10 protein-coding genes and 1 pseudogene are annotated in these 16,926 nt (G+C 56.0%); 2 read left to right on the top strand and 9 right to left on the bottom strand.

The genetic code is table 11. The annotated features are described in order from the left end of the window. Nucleotides 1–149: 149 nt before the first annotated feature. The 4 genes from cydC to ACI1P1_RS11600 are packed head-to-tail and all read right to left on the bottom strand — an operon-like array spanning nucleotide 150 to nucleotide 6,424. Nucleotides 150–1,925, bottom strand: coding sequence for a thiol reductant ABC exporter subunit CydC (cydC, locus tag ACI1P1_RS11585; RefSeq protein ID WP_416216545.1), 1,776 nt, complete (start codon nucleotides 1,923–1,925; stop codon nucleotides 150–152). Then, the gene (locus tag ACI1P1_RS11590; RefSeq protein ID WP_416216546.1) at nucleotides 1,922–4,000 is read right to left on the bottom strand and encodes an ABC transporter ATP-binding protein/permease; all 2,079 of its coding nucleotides are present in this window, start codon (nucleotides 3,998–4,000) and stop codon (nucleotides 1,922–1,924) included. Before ACI1P1_RS11590 ends, cydC begins: the two co-directional genes overlap by 4 nt. Nucleotides 4,001–4,016: 16 nt before the next feature. Beyond that, the gene (cydB, locus tag ACI1P1_RS11595; protein WP_416216547.1) at nucleotides 4,017–5,021 is read right to left on the bottom strand and encodes a cytochrome d ubiquinol oxidase subunit II; all 1,005 of its coding nucleotides are present in this window, start codon (nucleotides 5,019–5,021) and stop codon (nucleotides 4,017–4,019) included. Nucleotides 5,022–5,044: 23 nt separating this feature from the next. Then, a complete protein-coding gene (locus ACI1P1_RS11600) occupies nucleotides 5,045–6,424 on the bottom strand; it encodes a cytochrome ubiquinol oxidase subunit I (RefSeq protein ID WP_416216548.1) in 1,380 nt (459 codons plus the stop codon). 349 nt (nucleotides 6,425–6,773) lie between these two features. Between ACI1P1_RS11600 and ACI1P1_RS11605 the strand changes: the two genes are divergently transcribed. Both ACI1P1_RS11605 and ACI1P1_RS11610 read left to right on the top strand, forming a co-directional pair. Then, the gene (locus ACI1P1_RS11605) at nucleotides 6,774–9,896 is read left to right on the top strand and encodes a GNAT family N-acetyltransferase (protein ID WP_416216549.1); all 3,123 of its coding nucleotides are present in this window, start codon (nucleotides 6,774–6,776) and stop codon (nucleotides 9,894–9,896) included. A gap of 6 nt (nucleotides 9,897–9,902) precedes the next feature. Further along, complete coding sequence (locus tag ACI1P1_RS11610; protein ID WP_416216550.1) at nucleotides 9,903–10,778, top strand: amidohydrolase family protein; 876 nt, start codon at nucleotides 9,903–9,905, stop codon at nucleotides 10,776–10,778. A 50-nt stretch (nucleotides 10,779–10,828) separates the two neighbouring features. On the opposite strand, the gene ACI1P1_RS11615 is transcribed toward ACI1P1_RS11610, so the two are convergent. The 5 genes and pseudogenes from ACI1P1_RS11615 to ACI1P1_RS11635 form a co-directional block, all read right to left on the bottom strand. Next, nucleotides 10,829–12,640 carry an ABC transporter ATP-binding protein gene (locus ACI1P1_RS11615; RefSeq protein ID WP_416216564.1) on the bottom strand — a complete coding sequence of 604 codons (1,812 nt, stop codon included), beginning with the start codon at nucleotides 12,638–12,640 and terminating at the stop codon, nucleotides 10,829–10,831. A 40-nt stretch (nucleotides 12,641–12,680) separates the two neighbouring features. Continuing rightward, the gene (locus tag ACI1P1_RS11620) at nucleotides 12,681–14,423 is read right to left on the bottom strand and encodes an ABC transporter ATP-binding protein (protein WP_416216551.1); all 1,743 of its coding nucleotides are present in this window, start codon (nucleotides 14,421–14,423) and stop codon (nucleotides 12,681–12,683) included. A gap of 56 nt (nucleotides 14,424–14,479) precedes the next feature. Further along, a complete protein-coding gene (locus ACI1P1_RS11625) occupies nucleotides 14,480–14,953 on the bottom strand; it encodes a MarR family winged helix-turn-helix transcriptional regulator (protein ID WP_416216552.1) in 474 nt (157 codons plus the stop codon). Nucleotides 14,954–15,649: 696 nt separating this feature from the next. Beyond that, nucleotides 15,650–16,231, bottom strand: coding sequence for a hypothetical protein (locus tag ACI1P1_RS11630; RefSeq protein WP_416216565.1), 582 nt, complete (start codon nucleotides 16,229–16,231; stop codon nucleotides 15,650–15,652). Nucleotides 16,232–16,339: 108 nt separating this feature from the next. Then, nucleotides 16,340–16,555: pseudogene (locus ACI1P1_RS11635) on the bottom strand (transposase); the annotation flags it as partial. Nucleotides 16,556–16,926: the final 371 nt, after the last annotated feature.

The raw sequence follows: 16,926 nt of genomic DNA on the forward strand, positions 1-16,926 counted from the left end.
CAAATTACGACCATGCAAGCTTCAATCGAGCACAACACGATCGTGATGTAATGGATTGTGACGTACAGGATTGCAACTGATTACATGCAGACTGGCCGGCTCGCCGTTGGAGCTATTCCGACGGTCGGATGTGGGAATCCGTCACAACGTTAACCCCTTGTTTCCTGCCATACGGCCTCTGCCTGCTGCAGCCGGAACAGCCGCCAGTATTCGCCCTGCATATGGAGCAGTTCTTCATGGGTGCCGCGTTCCACAATTTGTCCGTTCTTGAGCACAAGGATATGGTCCATCCGCTCCAGCCCCGTGAGCTTGTGGGTGATCCACAGCACGGACTTTCCCGGGAAGGCCACCTCCTCCGCCTGGCGCAGGAACGCTTCCTCCGTGACACTGTCCAGCCCCGCCGTGGGCTCATCGAACAGGAGCACCGGAGCGTTGCGGAGCAGCGCCCGGGCCAGCCCCAGCCGCTGGCGTTCGCCCCCGGACAGCCGGGAGCCCCATTCCCCGATTAGCGTGTCGTAGCCTTCCGGCAGGTTCATGATGGTGTCGTGGATCTGCGCCGCCTTGGCGGCTTGCTCTATCTCTTCGTCCGTTGCTTCCGGACTGGCCAGCAGGAGATTGTCCCGGACGGATTCGTTGAACAGCTGCACATGCTGGGACACCACGGCAAATCGGTCCCGCACCGCCTCCTCCGGCAGCGCAGCCAGCTCCTGCCCGGCCAACTGCACGCTCCCGGCCTCGTAGGGCCGGAGCTTCAATAGGACCTGGAGCAGCGAGCTTTTGCCGGCGCCGCTCTCTCCTACCACGGCCACCCGCCGTCCCATCGGGAGGCCGAAGCTGATGCCATCCAAGGCCGCCGGCTCGGATGGCCCGTACCGAAACGCCATCCGCTCCACGTGGATGGCGAAGCCTGCTTCCGGCAGCGGCTGCGCGGCTGCCGAAGCTGCACTGGCGGATGGCGCCTCCGGGCCGCCGGCATCCGCCAGCTTGAACAGCCGTTCGGCGGCCGCCATAATGCCGCCGAACTGCTGGAAGGTCTGCGGCAGCGGCGCCACTGCCTCGAAGCTGGCCAAGGCCACCATGGCTAGCACCGGCAGGGCAATGCCGCTGAGCGCCTGCGCGGCCACCAGCGGGATGGCCGCCAAGAGCATCAGCCACATGGCCGCCTGGGTGCAGGCCACCATCAAACCGGACGCCACGGCGGCTGTCCGGTTCTGACCCTTCTGCAGCGCCGACAACCGGCGCTGGTCCGCCTCCACCCGGGCGGCTGCCTCCTCCGCCCGGCCGTACACCAGGAGCTCCGGCAAGCCCATGATCAGGTCATTGGCATTGGCATAGAGCTCCCCGCGGCAGGCGGCGGTTTCTTGCCCTCTCCGCCGTCCAGCCAGATGAGACAGGGCGGGAACCGCCACGCCTCCCAGCACCAGCATCACGGCCAGGATCAGGCCGAAGCGGATATCCCACCAGGCTACGATCCCGATGCCGAGAAGCGCTGCCAGCACGGCTACCAGCGGAGGTGATAAAACCCGCAGATAAAAGTTCTGCAGCTCGTTCACATCGCTGACCACCGAACCCAGCACATCCCCGCTGCGCCGGTCCTCCAGAAGCACTGTGCCTCTGGGTTCAATGCGGGTATATATCCACGTGCGCAAATCCGCCAGCACCCGGAAGGTGACGTCATGGGAGGCCAGCCGCTCCAGATAACGGAAGACACCCCGGGAGAGTCCGAAGAAACGTACTCCCACAATGGGCACCCAAACCAGCAGCACCGTCTCCGGCCGCAAGGCGGCTTTGGCGATGAGATAGCCGGAGGCCCCCATCAGTCCGATATTGGCGCCGATGGTCAGGAAGCCAAGCAACACCGCCAGGAAAGACCGGCCCTTGTAACGGCCGACAAAAGCCAATGTTCTGCGGAAGGTGCTGTTCATGCCGTCTCACCTCCCTCCGCATTGGTTACCGTCAAACCAGCCGCATCAGCCTGCTGCTGGTTATCCGCTTCCCCTTTAGCCCCCGCCGCTTCCACGGATTTTGCTTTTGCTTCTACTTCTACTTTTGCTTCTACTTTCGCTTCTACTTTCGCTTCTGCTTTCGCTTCTGCCTCTGCTTTAGCTTCTGCTTCTGCTTCACCCCGCATCAATGCCGCTGCGGCTTCCAAACCTTCTCCGCCCTGCGCCCGCACCATCCGCGCATAGACGCTGCCGCTAACCGCCAGCAGCTCCTCCGGCCGGCCCGCCTCTACGATGCGGCCCTGCTCCAGCACCACCAGCCAGTCCGCATGGCGGACCGTATCCAGCCGGTGGGCGGCCATCAGAACGGTGCGTCCGCGCACCAGCTCCGTCCACGCCTCCTGCACCAGCGCCTCATTCTGCGCATCCAATTGCGCCGTCGGTTCATCCAACAGCAGCACCGGCGCATCCCGGAGCAGCGCCCGGGCAATAGACAGCCTCTGCATCTGGCCGCGGCTTAAGCGGACAGCCTCGCCGATAGGCGTGTCGTAACCCTGGGGCAGCCGGGCGATGAATTCATCCGCCCGAGCCAGCCTTGCCGCGGCCAGTACCTCGTCCCGTGAAGCGCCGGGACTACCCAGCCGGATATTGTCCAACACAGTGCCCTGAAACAGATGGGTCGTCTGGGCCACCACCGCCAGCTTGCTGCGCCACCAGAACATGGACAGCTCCGCCATATCGGTGCCGTTCACGCGGATGTTCCCCTCCGTAGGCCGCAGGAAACCCTGCAGCAGCTCCAAGAGGGTGCTTTTGCCCGCGCCGGTATGTCCGATCACAGCCACCCGCTGGCCCGGCTCCACCGTGAGGCTGATGCCGGACAAAGCCAAGGGAAGCTCGGCCGAAGCCGCCGTTCCCCCGTCTTCAGGCAGCTTGTCCGCCGTCCTCCCCACATTGGCACCGCCACCGGCTTCCTGCTCTTCCTGCTGCGCAGCTTGCTCTTCGTCAGCCGCCGCTTTCTCCACCCGGGGATAACGAAAACCCACCTCCGCCAGCTCGATCCGGTAGCCGCCTCCAGCCACTGCAGGCTCCGGCTTCTGCCCGTCGGGCCGCTCCGTCCAGCCCGGCGCCTCCGCGTCCAGCAGCTCGAAAATCCGCTCCGCGGCAATACGTCCGTTCATCCCCGTATGGAACTGGGTGCCTAACGCCCGCACCGGGCCGTAATATTCCGGCGCCAGCAGAAGCACAGCGTAGGCGTTGTAAAAATCAATACTGCCATCAATAAGCCGCAGCCCCAGGAACACGGCCACCACTGCGGTGCACAGGGTGGCAAACAGCTCCATCACAAAGGCGGACATAAAGGCCAGCCGCAGCGTGCCCATAGTGGCCTTACGGTGTTCCTCGCCGATGCGGGCAATAATCCGGATCTGCTCCCGGCTGCGGTTGAAGATCCGAAGTGTCGGCAGACCTCTTACCACATCGTGGAAGTGGCCGCTCAAATAACCCAGGAGCCGGTACTGCTTGGCCGTTTTGGCCTTGGTGGTCATCCCGATAATAATCATGAAGAAAATCAAAAGCGGCATGGTTACCGCTAGAATTAACGTAGAGGTCAGATCCATACGCAGCGTGGCACATAACACGGCAATCGGAATCAGCGTGGACAAGGCCACCTGGGGAATATACCGGGCCAGGAAGCTCTCCAGCTGCTCCACACCCTCATACAGCGTGGAGAGCAGCTCGCCGCTGCGCTCCTTTTTAATCGCCTGCGGTCCAAGCTCCGCCAGCTTGCGGACCATCCGCACCCGCAGGTCCTCCTTGATCCGCGCAGCCATGTCCGTAGACACCCACTCACTGGCAATATGAACCAGTACCCTTAGGCCAATCCATCCCAATAGAACAAAAAGAGCGGGGAGAAGCTCCTCCAGCCCTTCCCCGCCCAAAAATACCCGATCTGTAATTCTGGCGATCCACACGGCCTCCAGAATAATCAGAATGCCGCCGGCCAAGCCCAGGCATACGCTCGCTGCAAATAACACACGGGCGGCCGGCGCGCTTTTCATAAGACGCTTCATCATATTAGTAGTCCAGGTGATCCTTGATGCTGACCCGCTTGCGGAACGCCCAGTAGGTCCAGCCCTGGTAAGCCAGCACCAGCGGTATGGTGCACAGAGCGATAACAGTCATTACCTTCAGGGAATATTCATTGGAAGCGGCGTTATGGATGGTCAGGCTCCAGTCCGGGTTAAGCGAGCTGATCATCACCCGGGGATACAGACACATGAATACTGTTACAGTGGACAAAACAATGGTCAAGCCGGTCATGATGAAGGCCCAGCCTTCTTTTTTGGCCTTCAGGAAATAACGGACCGACACCAGACAGATGCCTGCCAGAATCGGAACGGCGCCAGGGTTGACCCCGGAGAACATATCCGTTTCGAAGTAGCTCAGAATAACGAAGACAAAAACGGAGATGGTGGCCAGCGCCCCTACCTTCAGGGCAAATTGGTGAGCCCGCTCACGCAGATGCTCGTCGGTTTTGAGAGCCAGGAACAGCGCGCCGTGAAGCAGGAACAGCAGAACCACGCTCACACCCGCCACAACGGAATAGATGCTGATCAGGTCCCAGAAGGAGCCGACATAGTTCATGTCCTTGTCGATGGGCACACCGCGCATCAGGTTGGCCAGGGCTACGCCCCACAGAAGCGGAGGCAGCAGGCTGCCGAAGAAGATGGTCCAGTCCCAGAGGCTTCTCCACTTGGGATTCTGGAGCTTGCTGCGGAACTCGAAGGATACGCCGCGTCCGATGAGAGCCAGCAGCATCAGGAACAAAGCCATATAAAATCCGCTGAACAGCGTCGCATACCAATGGGGGAATGCAGCGAACATGGCGCCGCCTGCCGTAATCAGCCAGACCTCATTGCCGTCCCAGACCGGGCCGATGGTGTTGATCAGCACCCGGCGCTCCACATCCTCCTTGCCCAGGAAAGGCACCAGCATACCCACGCCGAAGTCGAAGCCCTCCAGGAAGAAAAAGCCGACAAACAGCACTGTGATCAGAATAAACCATAGGGTTTCATACATGACGTTGCCGCCTCGCTTTCATCTTATAATTTGGTGGGATGGGCAATGTGGCCGTGCAAATCGCCTCCGGCCTCCACACCCTTCTTCACGAAGTGCACGAACAGATACACCAAAGCAGCTGCGATCAGCCCATACACCACAGTGAAGCCGATGAGCGAGGTTAATACCATGCCGGCGGATACCGTAGGCGACACGCCGTCCGTTGTCTTTTGCAGACCGAACACAACCCATGGCTGGCGGCCTACCTCGGTCATAATCCATCCGGTGGAATTGGCGATAAAGGGAAGCGCGATGGTCCAGACCATCAGCTTCAGGTAAAGCTTGTTATTCATCAACCGGTTCCGCACCATAGCCACTACACCGTACAAAGCGGCAAGGATCATCAGCGTGCCGGAGCCGACCATAAGCCGGAAGCTCCAGAAGGTGGTGCGGACAGGCGGTATATAATTTCCGGGGCCGTAGAGCGCCTGGTATTCCTCATTAATCTGGTTCATACCCTTGACGCTGCCATGCAGCTTGTTATAGGCAAGAATACTGAGTACACTAGGCACCTGCACCTCTGCCATGTTCTCTTTGCTGGCAGGATCAATAATGGCGAACAGTGTAAACGGCGCCGAATCTCCCGTTGTGTTCCACAGCGCCTCCGCAGCGGCCATTTTCATAGGCTGGGACACCATCAGATGCTGCGCCTGGCTGTGGCCGACTACAGCGGTCAGCACGCTGGATACCAGCGCTACCACAATACCCAATTGGAAGGTAGGCTTGAACATCTCTACCTCATGCTTGCGCACCAGCTTGTAGGCGCTGATGCCGGCCATGAAGAAGGAGCCTGTCGCCAGTGCACCAAAGACAACGTGGGGGAATTCCACCCACAGCTGGGGATTAGCCAGCAGGGCGAAGAAGTCGATCATTTCCGCCCGTCCGTTCTCGATGGCATACCCCACCGGCTCCTGCATAAAGGAGTTAGCGGTGAGAATCCACAATGCGGACAAGGTCGTGCCGATGGCCACCAGCCAGATTGCAGCCAAGTGAACCTTCTTGTTCAGACGGTCCCAACCGAAAATCCAGACGCCCAGGAAGGTGGATTCCAGGAAGAAGGAGACCAGTGCTTCCACAGCCAGCGGGCCGCCGAACACTGCTCCCACGTACCGGGAGTAATCGGACCAGTTCATACCGAACTGGAACTCCTGCATAATCCCTGTTACCACACCCACGGCGAAGTTCAGCAGGAACAGCTTGCCCCAGAACTGAGACATTTTCTTGTAGTTGTCATCCTTCTTCACTACATAAAGCGTGTTGAGGATGGCGATCAGAAACACTAAACCAATCGTAAGCGGAACAAACAAAAAGTGATAGACCGTGGTAATACCAAACTGCCATCGAGCCAGAATCACCGAATCCAAAGCTCCTCATCTCCCTTTCTAGAGTACAGCGCAGCCCAATATGGCCGCACCAAACAGCCGAATCTCGTGCCGGCCTGCAGGGTACTTTGTGAACTAAAATGATTATAAGATAGTTCTATCTTTTAAAATAGTACGGATCAATATAAAAATCCCTGTTCCATCTAGAATTCGATTTTTAGACACAATTTATACCTGGAACTTCGCTTGATTTTCTTCAAAATGTTCCCAAATTGATATGGAATAAAAAGAGGAGTTGGTTATAACCGATTTTCCACTTGTAGCCAAGTCCCCCAACAGAGTAAGGTTAGAGTGGAAAGCATTGACACTAAGAGCCGGAGGGAAAGAAGCCATGGAAAGCATCCCGACAATGACAGCCGGAACGGTCCGCATTGTGGAGTACAACCACTCCTACGCCGCTGCCGTAGCGGACATGTGGAACAGAAGCACGGAGAGCTGGGGCGGCGGCCACAGCAGACGGACACCCGAAAGCGTCATTCAGGATATGGACAGTACGATCAATCTTCACGTATTTTTGGCTATGGACGGGGAGGAAGTGGTGGGCTTCTGCAGCTTCTCCCACTACCAGTTGGACGAGGGGGCGCTTTATGTGCCCTTGCTCAATGTCCGGCCTGATTACCATAACCGGAAGGTGGGCAAAGCTCTGATTCTGCATGCCGTATCCAAAACGGTGGAGCTGGGCTGGCCCCGTCTGGACCTGTTCACCTGGGCCGGCAATACGAAAGCAGTACCGATGTACAAGAAGTGCGGGTTTTTCTGGGAAAAGAAGGACGACGGCGTTCATCTGATGAATTACATTCCCACCGTGCTGCAAACGGAGGCCCTGGAGCCCTATTTGAAGAACCTGGATTGGTACTCGGACAGCACCCGCCCCATCCAGATCCAGCCCGACGGGGAAACCCTCAGCGGGAAGTTCGATATTTTCCGGTATTCCTGGCAGAAGGACGGGCAGGAGCTCCAGGTGGATTTCGAAAAAACCGGGCGGGGGATCTGGGCTATCGATACACCCGACTATGAGATCCGCACGGAAATTGCCGGGCATGATCTGGTGTTTGGAAGAACCTACCCTGTTCGTTACCATATCCGCAGCAAAACCGGCGAGCCGGTGATTTGTGAGATTTCAGGCCAAGATTCCAGGAACATCCGGCTGGAGCTCAACCGTACGGTAACGGTTACCGACACGGAAATCGTCGAAGGCCAGTTCCGGGTTGATCCGGTGGAGGAGGAGCAAAGCAGCTGGAAAACCCATCCTGTTGTCCTCTCCCAGTGGACCATCAATGGACGTAAGGCTGAGCTGCGGGCGGGCATCGCACCGTTGTTTCCGGCCAAGTTGGTTATGGCGGGTCAGGAGCTGGAGCATTATGCCGGCACACGAGAAATCCTGTTCCTGAATATTGAGAACCAGCTAGCCGAAGAGACCGAATACCGGTTTTCCCTGCCCGAAGCGGAATTTATCCGGTTTGAGAATCCTTACATCACCGTCCAGGTTGCAGGCCTTGGCAAAGCCTCGGTAGCGGTGGCTTATGAGCTGTATACGTTTGGCGTTTATTCCGCCTCTCTGGCTGTAGAAGCCGCAAACTCTACATCCGGAGAAACCATCGCTTTCGAGCATGCCGTAAGTCTGGTTTTCCGCGGGCATACGGGGCGGTTTAAGGGCCAGGACCGGAAATACGCCTATGCGGCCTGCGGACCCAACATGCTGGCGCTCAACAAGGAAAACAATGAGCTTCGGGTTCGCCGCACACATATGGGCGGAGCCCTGTTCTGGGGTTATCCCAAGCTGGGCAAACCTTATTCTTCGGAATTCAGCAAAAAGAAGCCCGCGCAAATCCGCCTGGAACGAGACGGTGACTCCCAGCTGCTGGAGGCGGCTTATTCATCCGCCGACCACCCGGGTGCGGTGATCAAATCCGTGGCACGGGTATGGGAAACCGGCTTTATCGAGCATTATTATACGGTGGAGAATCATTCGGACATCCCATTGGCTGACGATCTGAAGCTGCTGGATTGCTTCCGTTATGAGCTGAAGGATGCTGTGCTGCCGTACGATGGGCTTTATCTTACCTTAAACGACGCCCCGGCCCAGCATCTGGACCAATGGGAGCCGCGGAGGGTCAGCGAAAATTGGATATACTCCCGCAATGAAAAAATCAGCTACGGTATATTTTGGGCCGAAGGCCAGCAGCTGGTAAAATCCGATTGGCTGTTTGGTCTGGAGCATCCTGTAGGCGGCATACCGGCCGGAGGCTCAGTCCGCACCGCATCTACCTGGGTGGCGATCGGAGTGTTCCCCGACTGGCAGGACTTCCGGGCTTACGTGCGACGGGCCCGTGAGGAAAATCCCCCCCATTTGACCGGTTATCTGGAGCTGAAGGCCAACGGAGGCAATCCTTTCATCCATGGAAGCTACCAAGTGGAGGCTGTGGATCATAAGCTGTCGCCCCTGTCCGGCACAATAACCTTGCAATCCGCAGACGGAATTGCTCTGGAGAGCCGCGAGATAGATGCGGAGGAAAATCTTCACGCTGTTACCCTGGAACGTTCCCAGCCTGCTGGCTTGGGCCAGGCAGACCGGCTGCGGCTGGTATACGAAGGCCAAGACGCCCGTATGGAGCGCTGCACTGCCGTGTTCCCCGTATCGCGGGACACTGTGACTGTCGATACCCTCGACGGGGAAGCGGGAGAGCTTCTGCGTTGCTCCAACGGCATCATAACACTGGACGTTTCACCTGGGTTCGGCGCCTCCGCCCATTCCCTTGTTTACCAGGGCAGAGAATGGCTGCACAGCTCTTACCCGGCTCCCGGTCCGCGCTCCTGGTGGAATCCGTGGCTGGGCGGTTTGGGCATCGAGGTGGAGGGTATGTCCCCCTTAAGCCTGCATCAGGAGACACGCAGCGCCGAGGCAGTACAACTGGAGGATACCAGCGGCAACAACTGGTCCGGCATCCGGCTCCGCCTCCAGGTGGAGCAGCATGAGCGGAACCGCGGCTTGACGGTAGACCAGTATTATCTGATGCTGCCGGGAGCCCCAGTGCTGGCCAAGGTTAACCGGGTCATCAACCGGACCGGGCTTGGCCATCCGAAGCTGCAGATTATGGACCGGAACTTCTTCCGGCCCGCCGCCGCTCATGACACCGGCTGGACCCAAAAGGAAGAGCGGATTCTTTTTAAGCTCGGTACCAGTGAAGATGAATGGAAGATGAATGGTTATTTGGCTCTTGGCTCCACGGAGCATGAGGATCTGCTTCAAGCAGCCTTCAACCCGGACAACACAAACGGGTTTGTCTATTTCAACAATCTTCTCTTCACTCAGGGAACGGCTCATAATCTGCTTCTTCCCGACGGGGAAGAAAAATGGACCAAGCCGGTTTTCTATATTCTTGGCCGGGAACGGTTTATTCCGGAGGAGCTTGCTGCGCTTACCCGGCTTCGTTTTAGCTTAAAGGAGGAGTAACACGCGATGCCTATTATCGACATCCACATCCACCTGTCGAATATTGAAAGCTTCCGGCAAACGGCTGAACAGCTTTCCTTCGTCGATTATTCGGCGGAGGGTTTGCAGCGGGAATTTGAACAGAATGACGTTGTTCTTGGGGTTGGCATGGGGGTAACAGAGCAGACAGCTGGTGCTTTTCCCGACAGTTCTTCTCCCAATCCCATGCTGCTGGACCTGGAGCCCGAGGTGCCCGCCTTCCTGATGGAATGCGTCGGCATCAACCCCTCCCGGTTAAGTGGCCCGGATGCCACGGCGGAGCTGGACCGGATCGAGGCCCGCCTGAAGCGGAAGGAAACCGCCGGCATCAAGCTTTATGCGGGTTACTACCACTATTACGTCTACGACCGGATATACGGGCCGGTATACGAGCTGGCTAAGCATTATGATCTTCCCGTCGTGATCCACACCGGGGACACCTACTCCATGAACGGTCTGCTCAAATATGCCCATCCCCTGACCGTGGATGAGCTGGCCCTGCAGCAGCGGGGGGTCACCTTTATGCTTTGCCACTTGGGGGACCCGTGGGTGATGGACGCCGCCGAGGTCATCGCTAAAAATCCTAATGTATACGCCGATTTATCCGGGTTGGTGGTCGGAGACAGGGAAAAGTTCGACCGTTTTATGAATGAGCAGCTGTTTATGGACCACTTCCGCAGGGCGCTGGTATATGCCGACCGGTATGACAAAATGCTCTTCGGCACCGATTGGCCCCTGGCCTCCGTGGAGCTGTACAGTGAATTTATCCGGCGGCTCGTCCCAGAGAAATTCCATGAGGATGTGTTCTACAACAACGCATTGCACACATTCCCAAGGATCCGCCAAAAACTGCTGGGCACATAACCGGATAAAAGAAAAGAAGGGCTGGGATGATCCCCGCCCTTCTTTCATTTTTATACAACCTTTTTAAACTGGCTGGTATACAGCCGGAAGTAAAATCCCTCTGCCGCCAGCAGCTCATCATGGGTTCCCCGTTCAATAATCCGCCCGCCGTCGATGACCAAGATCTGATCGGCGTCCCGGATGGTGGACAACCGGTGGGCAATGACAAAGCTGGTTCTTCCCTTCATCAAGGTGCGCATGGCGGACTGGATGTGCATCTCCGTCCGGGTATCGATGCTGCTGGTTGCCTCGTCCAGAATCAGAATGGCCGGGTCAGCCAGAATGGCCCGGGCAATGGTGAGAAGCTGGCGCTGCCCGTGGCTCAGGTTGCTGCCCTCAGCCGCCAGCACCGTATTATATCCGTTGGGCAGCTTGCGGATGAAGCTGTCGGCGTTGGCCAGCTTGGCCGCCGCGATGACTTCCTCGTCGGTGGCATCCAGCTTGCCGTAGCGGATATTCTCCCGGATGCTGTCGGAGAACAGCGCCGCATCCTGCAGCACAATCCCGAGCCCAGTGCGCAGGCTATTTTTGTCGATGGTAGAGAGCTCCGCTCCATCCACCGTAACCGATCCGCTTTCCAGCTCGTAGAAGCGGGTTAACAGATTAACAACCGTGGTTTTGCCGGCACCGGTTGGCCCTACCAGAGCAATCATATCTCCGGGGCGGGCATGGAGGCTAACCCCCTTCAACACAGGCACACCCTCCTTATAGCCAAAAGAGACATCCCGGAAGATCACCTCACCCTTAGGCGTCTGCCACAGCTTTCCTTCCGTCTCATCTTCATATTCGTCAGGGGTGTCCATTACCTCAAAAACCCGCTCCGCCCCTGCAATAGCCGCTTGTATCATATTGAACTGGTTAGCCAGATCATTAATGGGCCGGCTGAATTGGCGGGAGTAGTTCAGGAAGCTGACCACCGTGCCGATGCTAACCATGGAATTAAGAGCCATCCAGCCCCCGGCAGACGCGATCAAAGCAAATCCCAGGTTGTTAATCACGTTCATAACCGGGCCCATCATACCCGACAGAACCTGCGCCTTAATGGACGTATTGGTCAGTTCCTTGTTAATCGCGGCAAACCGTGCGATAGAGGTTTCCTCCCGGCAGAAGGTCGCCACCACCTTTTGACCCGAAACCGTTTCTTCAATAAAACCGTTCATTTCCCCCAGACTCTTCTGTTGTCCGCTGAAATACTTCCGGGTAAAGCTGGCGATTTTCCGGGTGACCAAAAGCGTAACCGGCACTGTTACCAGATTGAGCAGGGTCAGCCATACATTCAGGGAGAGCATAATCCCCAGCGCACCGGCGAGGGTCAGTACGCCTGTAATCAGTTGGGTGACGCTCTGGTTTAGCGTATTGGAGACATTGTCTATGTCATTGGTGGTCCGGCTCATCAGTTCTCCGTGGGTTTTGCTGTCAAAAAAACGGAGCGGCAGCTTCTGCAGCCTGCCGACCAGATCGTTCCTAAGCTCCCAAATCGCACGTTGGGAAACCCGGTTCATCATATACAGCTGGAGCCAGTTCATCACCGCCCCTGCCGCATACACAATAATAAGCACGATGCACAGCCGCAGCAGACCGTTTACGTCCCCCGGAAGAATGTACTTGTCAATGGCAGTACCGATGAGATAAGGACCAATCAGGCCAAGTCCGGCTCCGAAGGCAGTCAGCACAAACACCAGGATTAATCCGGTACGCTGTCTCCGCAGATAATCCCATAAACGGCGGATTGTGCCTTTGGCATCCTTGGGACGCACCTTGGGCAGCATTCCCCGCATAGCCGCCGGTCCGGGACCCCCGGGACCTCCCGGCCCTCCTGGCATACCCGGCACGGGAGCCGGGCCGCCGCGGCCGACCGTACGGTTAACGTTCGCTTCCGGCATATAGAACCTCCTCCTCTCCCAGTTGGGACCTGTAGATATCCCGGTAAACGGGGCTATGGGCCATCAGCTCCCGGTGATTGCCCGAAGCGGCAACCGTGCCGTCCTCCAACACCAAAATCCGGTCCGCTTCCATAACCGAGGAGATACGTTGGGCAATAATCAGGCTGGTGGTTTCCTTCATCCGCTCCCGCAGCGCCTTCTGAATGCGGGACTCCGTTCCCAGATCGACAGCACTTGTGCTGTCGTCAAAAATCAGCACCGCAGGCTTCATCAGCAGCGCCCGGGAAATAGATATCCGCTGCTTTTGCCCGCCGGACAAATTGACTCCCCGTTGACCCAGCACGGTCTCATAACCCTGAGGCAGCCCTGTGATAAATTCATGCGCCTGAGCGGCTTGAGCCGCCGCCTCTACCTCCTCCAAGGTGGCGTCCGGCATGCCGAAGGCAATGTTCTCCCGAATCGTCCCGGAGAACAGAACGGCTTCCTGAAGCACCATGCCGATGCTGCCTCTTAACCCCTCCAAGGGATAATCCCGGACATCGGTGCCGTCGATAAGAACCCGTCCCTCCCCAGCCTCATATAAGCGGGGAATCAGGCTGACCAGAGTGGATTTGCCGGACCCGGTTGCGCCAAGGATCGCCAACGTTTCCCCCGGCTGCACCGTAAAATTAATATCCCGGAGCACCCTTTCGCCCCCGTCATACGCAAAGCCGACTCCCTCGAACTCGATTCGCCCCTTGCGGATGCGCTCCGCCAATACACGGTCCGGGTTCTTAATTTCCGGCTCCGTTTCCAGAACCTCCACAATACGCTCCGATGAAGCCGTAGCCCGTGAAATATTAGCCAGCATCATCCCGACCATCAATAACGAGGAAAGCAGCTGTGTCACATAGTTGATGAACGCTGCCAAGTCCCCAATGGGCAATGTGTTATCCCAAAATAAATTGCCGCCCAGCCACAGCACGGTAACAATCGTGCCGTTCAGAAGCAGGAACATCACCGGTGACAGTGTAGCCATCATCACATTGGCCCGGAGCGCAACAGCCATATAGTCATCATTGGCCTCGGTAAACCGCTTGGTTTCGTAATCCGACCGCACAAAGGCCTTCACTACCCGGATGCCTGCCAGGTTTTCCTGAAGGACCGTATTCATCCGGTCCAGCCTTTTCTGGACCTTGGCAAACAAGGGGAAGCCTTTGCGGGTAATCACGGCCACTACAGTGAACAGCACCGGAACCACCACCACCAGAATCATGGCCAACTTCCAGCTAATCGTGAATGCCAGAATCAGGCTGCCCACCGCAAGAAAGGGAGAACGGACCATCATCCGCAGAAGCATCTGCACAAACAGCTGCACCTGCGAAACGTCATTGGTAAGCCTTGTAATCAGAGATGCAGTGTGCATCTTCTCCAGATTCCGGAAGGAAAAGCGCTGCACCTTGTTAAATACTGCCTCACGCAAGTCCGCCCCAAACCGCATAGCCGCGATGGTGGAAAAAATCCCGCAGCCTACGCCTCCAATCATTCCGATCAGGGAGGTTACCAGCATCATGAGCCCCGTTCTCCGGATTTCATCCAGACTTCCGGCCAGCACCCCCTGGTCCACAATCTGCGCCATCAATTTGGGCTGCAGAAGGTCCATGGATACCTCCAGCACCATGAGGAGCGGACCCAGCAGGGCTGCCTTCCAGTATGGCTTTATATATTTCACAAGCTTCCGCATTGTTGCTAGTTCACCCCGTTTATCCTTTGATTCATTCATCGAATTTAATTAGTCAGCTAATCCTTATGCCCCGACGTTCCGTCAATACCTCCGTTCCGTTCGGCATCCTTGAGATTCTCATACATCTGCAAAAGCAACCGGCGAAAAATCATCTTCTCCTCCGGTGTAAAGTTTTGAAATGAGGTTTTCTCCATCAGGTCGATCATATTCCGTACCTCCTGATGGGCAAGCCGGCCCCGCTCCGTCAGGTAAACACGGGATATCCGCTGATCCGCTTCATCCGCCCTGCGCTCCAAAAGCCCGGTTTTTTCCATCCGGGCAATCATCACATTCAGGGTGGCAGGAGTAATCCCCATCTGCTCCGCCAGCTCCTTCTGGCTCTGCCCGTCCCGCTCCGTAAGCGCCCGCAAAAGCGGAGGCTGCCCCGGATAAACCTCCCGCCCCGAGAGGTAGGATGACACCGTTTGATGATGCAGCTTGGATACCCTGCGGAACACCGTGTCCACATGCTCCACCTTGTAAATATCCACTCATAGCCCCTCCTTTGATCCGCCTGTAGATTTATTTAGTCGACTAATCGTTATTGTAAAACACATCCCCACCTTCGTCAATCCCACCAGCATTCCACTCTCCCTGCAGTTCTCAGCTCCCTCGCCTATAACGGGATTATATTAGCACGCTGATTTCCAACTTTGAAACTGACGTTTTCATCCTTACCATAGCAATCCAGCCCCGGATATATTGCTTTGCACTCCCTTTTCGGGTATTATCCCCTTCGCTCAGGACTCAGCCCACCAGCTGTTCTCTTAACCCGCAGTCAAAAATTCTGAATGTCACAAACTCCTTCAAACAAACTCTTTCAAACAAACTCTTCAAAACAACATCCTTCAAAACAAAGAAACCACCGTCCCCACCCGCTGGTCATCGAAACAATTGAACGTAAACACCTGTCCGGTTGAGAGAAGAAAAGGTGTGGGCAACATGGACTTAAATCAAATATATCTGGATAGTAGATGACATTAACGAGATGCACTGGGTCGGAGAGTTAAGCGAGCATGTCCAAATTGGGGAATATTAGTTTAAAATGATCTTAGGAAAGGCACAAGTGACTTCGGTTCCCAGTGATGAAAGGGAAGAATGGGCTTCCTAAATTTTTCTAGCACTTTGCTTTGGATATAGGAAGCTGGGAAACATCCACGAGTCAGCCCCCGGTTCAAAAGGAAGAGTTAGAAATTAGAGATAGAAGAAGATGCAGGACAAGCGCACATGCGGCTTATTTCCCGGAAAAGAGGCAGACCCTGCAACAATAAATTCATGCGGCAGCAAAACTCATCCAAATACCGTTGGCGGTATTTGGAGCCAATGCCGCAAAAGGTGCTATGCAGCCATTCTCCGGCAAGTCTTGTCAAAGGCAGTCCTTTTTTGCGTTTGCGCGAAACAAAACGGCTTACTTTCGTAAGCCCAGGCTGCTTCACTGACCCCATATATTGATTACAAAACTCCTCAACGATATCCCTAGAGAGCTGACCTCCCTCATAGTCTTCCGTCTGTACCGCCTGCATGTGCACACGGCATGCTTCGTCCTGCTCAGTTAATGAAACGCAGACGATTACGGATGGATTCGTGGGAGGGTCCGCGAGGGAAGACGTCGGATGGGAATAGGTTAAGGTTTCGCTATGAAGGCACATTCTTCCTGTTGGAGGAAGCAATTGCTTCCCTTCGGACAGGGCACCGCGGATGGCGTGCAGCATGCTCCAGGCGGTTTTGTATGTTACATGGATTAATCCTGCAAGGGCAGTAGCGCTCATCCCCTCCTTCGGATTGGCCAAATGATAGATGGCAGTGAACCACTTGATCAAGGAAGTCCGGGTACACTTCATAATTGTGCCGGCAGTCAGCGAGGTTTGATGCTTACAGCAGGTGCATTCATAGAGCGGCTGCTTACGGGTGTGAATGGTATACGCTTGCCCATGCCCACAATACGGGCACACAAAGCCATTGGGCCACTTCAGGTGGAATAGATATTCCTCACAGGCTTTTTTGGAGGACTGTAGCCGAAGGAATAGCCCCGCCTCTTCCTGCTCGGATATATTGAGGCTGGAGATTTGATCTTTCATTACATTACCTCTCATCCTATCTCCTCCGCTTCATCCACACCATAATTTTTTCAAAAACAAGAACGTATATTCCTATTATATCGAACGTTAGTTCTCATTTCAAGGGTTTTCCTTCCAATACACTGAAATTTTTCTCAACTTTTTGTCCTGACTGAAGGGGATAATACACGGAAAGGGACGTAAAAGGCATTATATAACCCCAGCGAAATAATGGTAAATCATGTTAATTAACTTGGGAGGATGAAGTCTAAACTTTAGGATTGGAGGGGAAATTGGGCGGAAAAGGTTAAGGGTTGGGTTGGGTTAGGTTGGGTTGGGTTGGGTTGGGTTGGGTTGGGTTGGGTTGGGTTGGGTTGGGTTGGGTTGGGTTGGGTTGGGTTGGGTTG

The organism is Paenibacillus mesotrionivorans, assembly GCF_046098205.1.
Taxonomy (GTDB): domain Bacteria; phylum Bacillota; class Bacilli; order Paenibacillales; family NBRC-103111; genus Paenibacillus_AR; species Paenibacillus_AR mesotrionivorans.

Excerpts from the sequence above, each read along its gene's own strand:
- ACI1P1_RS11630 (WP_416216565.1), bottom strand. The coding sequence starts at position 16,231 with ATGAGCGCTACTGCCCTTGCAGGATTAATCCATGTAACATACAAAACC.
- ACI1P1_RS11590 (WP_416216546.1), bottom strand. The coding sequence starts at position 4,000 with ATGAAAAGCGCGCCGGCCGCCCGTGTGTTATTTGCAGCGAGCGTATGC.
- cydC (WP_416216545.1), bottom strand. The coding sequence starts at position 1,925 with ATGAACAGCACCTTCCGCAGAACATTGGCTTTTGTCGGCCGTTACAAG.
- ACI1P1_RS11620 (WP_416216551.1), bottom strand. The coding sequence starts at position 14,423 with ATGCGGAAGCTTGTGAAATATATAAAGCCATACTGGAAGGCAGCCCTG.
- ACI1P1_RS11605 (WP_416216549.1), top strand. The coding sequence starts at position 6,774 with ATGGAAAGCATCCCGACAATGACAGCCGGAACGGTCCGCATTGTGGAG.
- cydB (WP_416216547.1), bottom strand. The coding sequence starts at position 5,021 with ATGTATGAAACCCTATGGTTTATTCTGATCACAGTGCTGTTTGTCGGC.
- ACI1P1_RS11610 (WP_416216550.1), top strand. The coding sequence starts at position 9,903 with ATGCCTATTATCGACATCCACATCCACCTGTCGAATATTGAAAGCTTC.
- ACI1P1_RS11615 (WP_416216564.1), bottom strand. The coding sequence starts at position 12,640 with ATGCCAGGAGGGCCGGGAGGTCCCGGGGGTCCCGGACCGGCGGCTATG.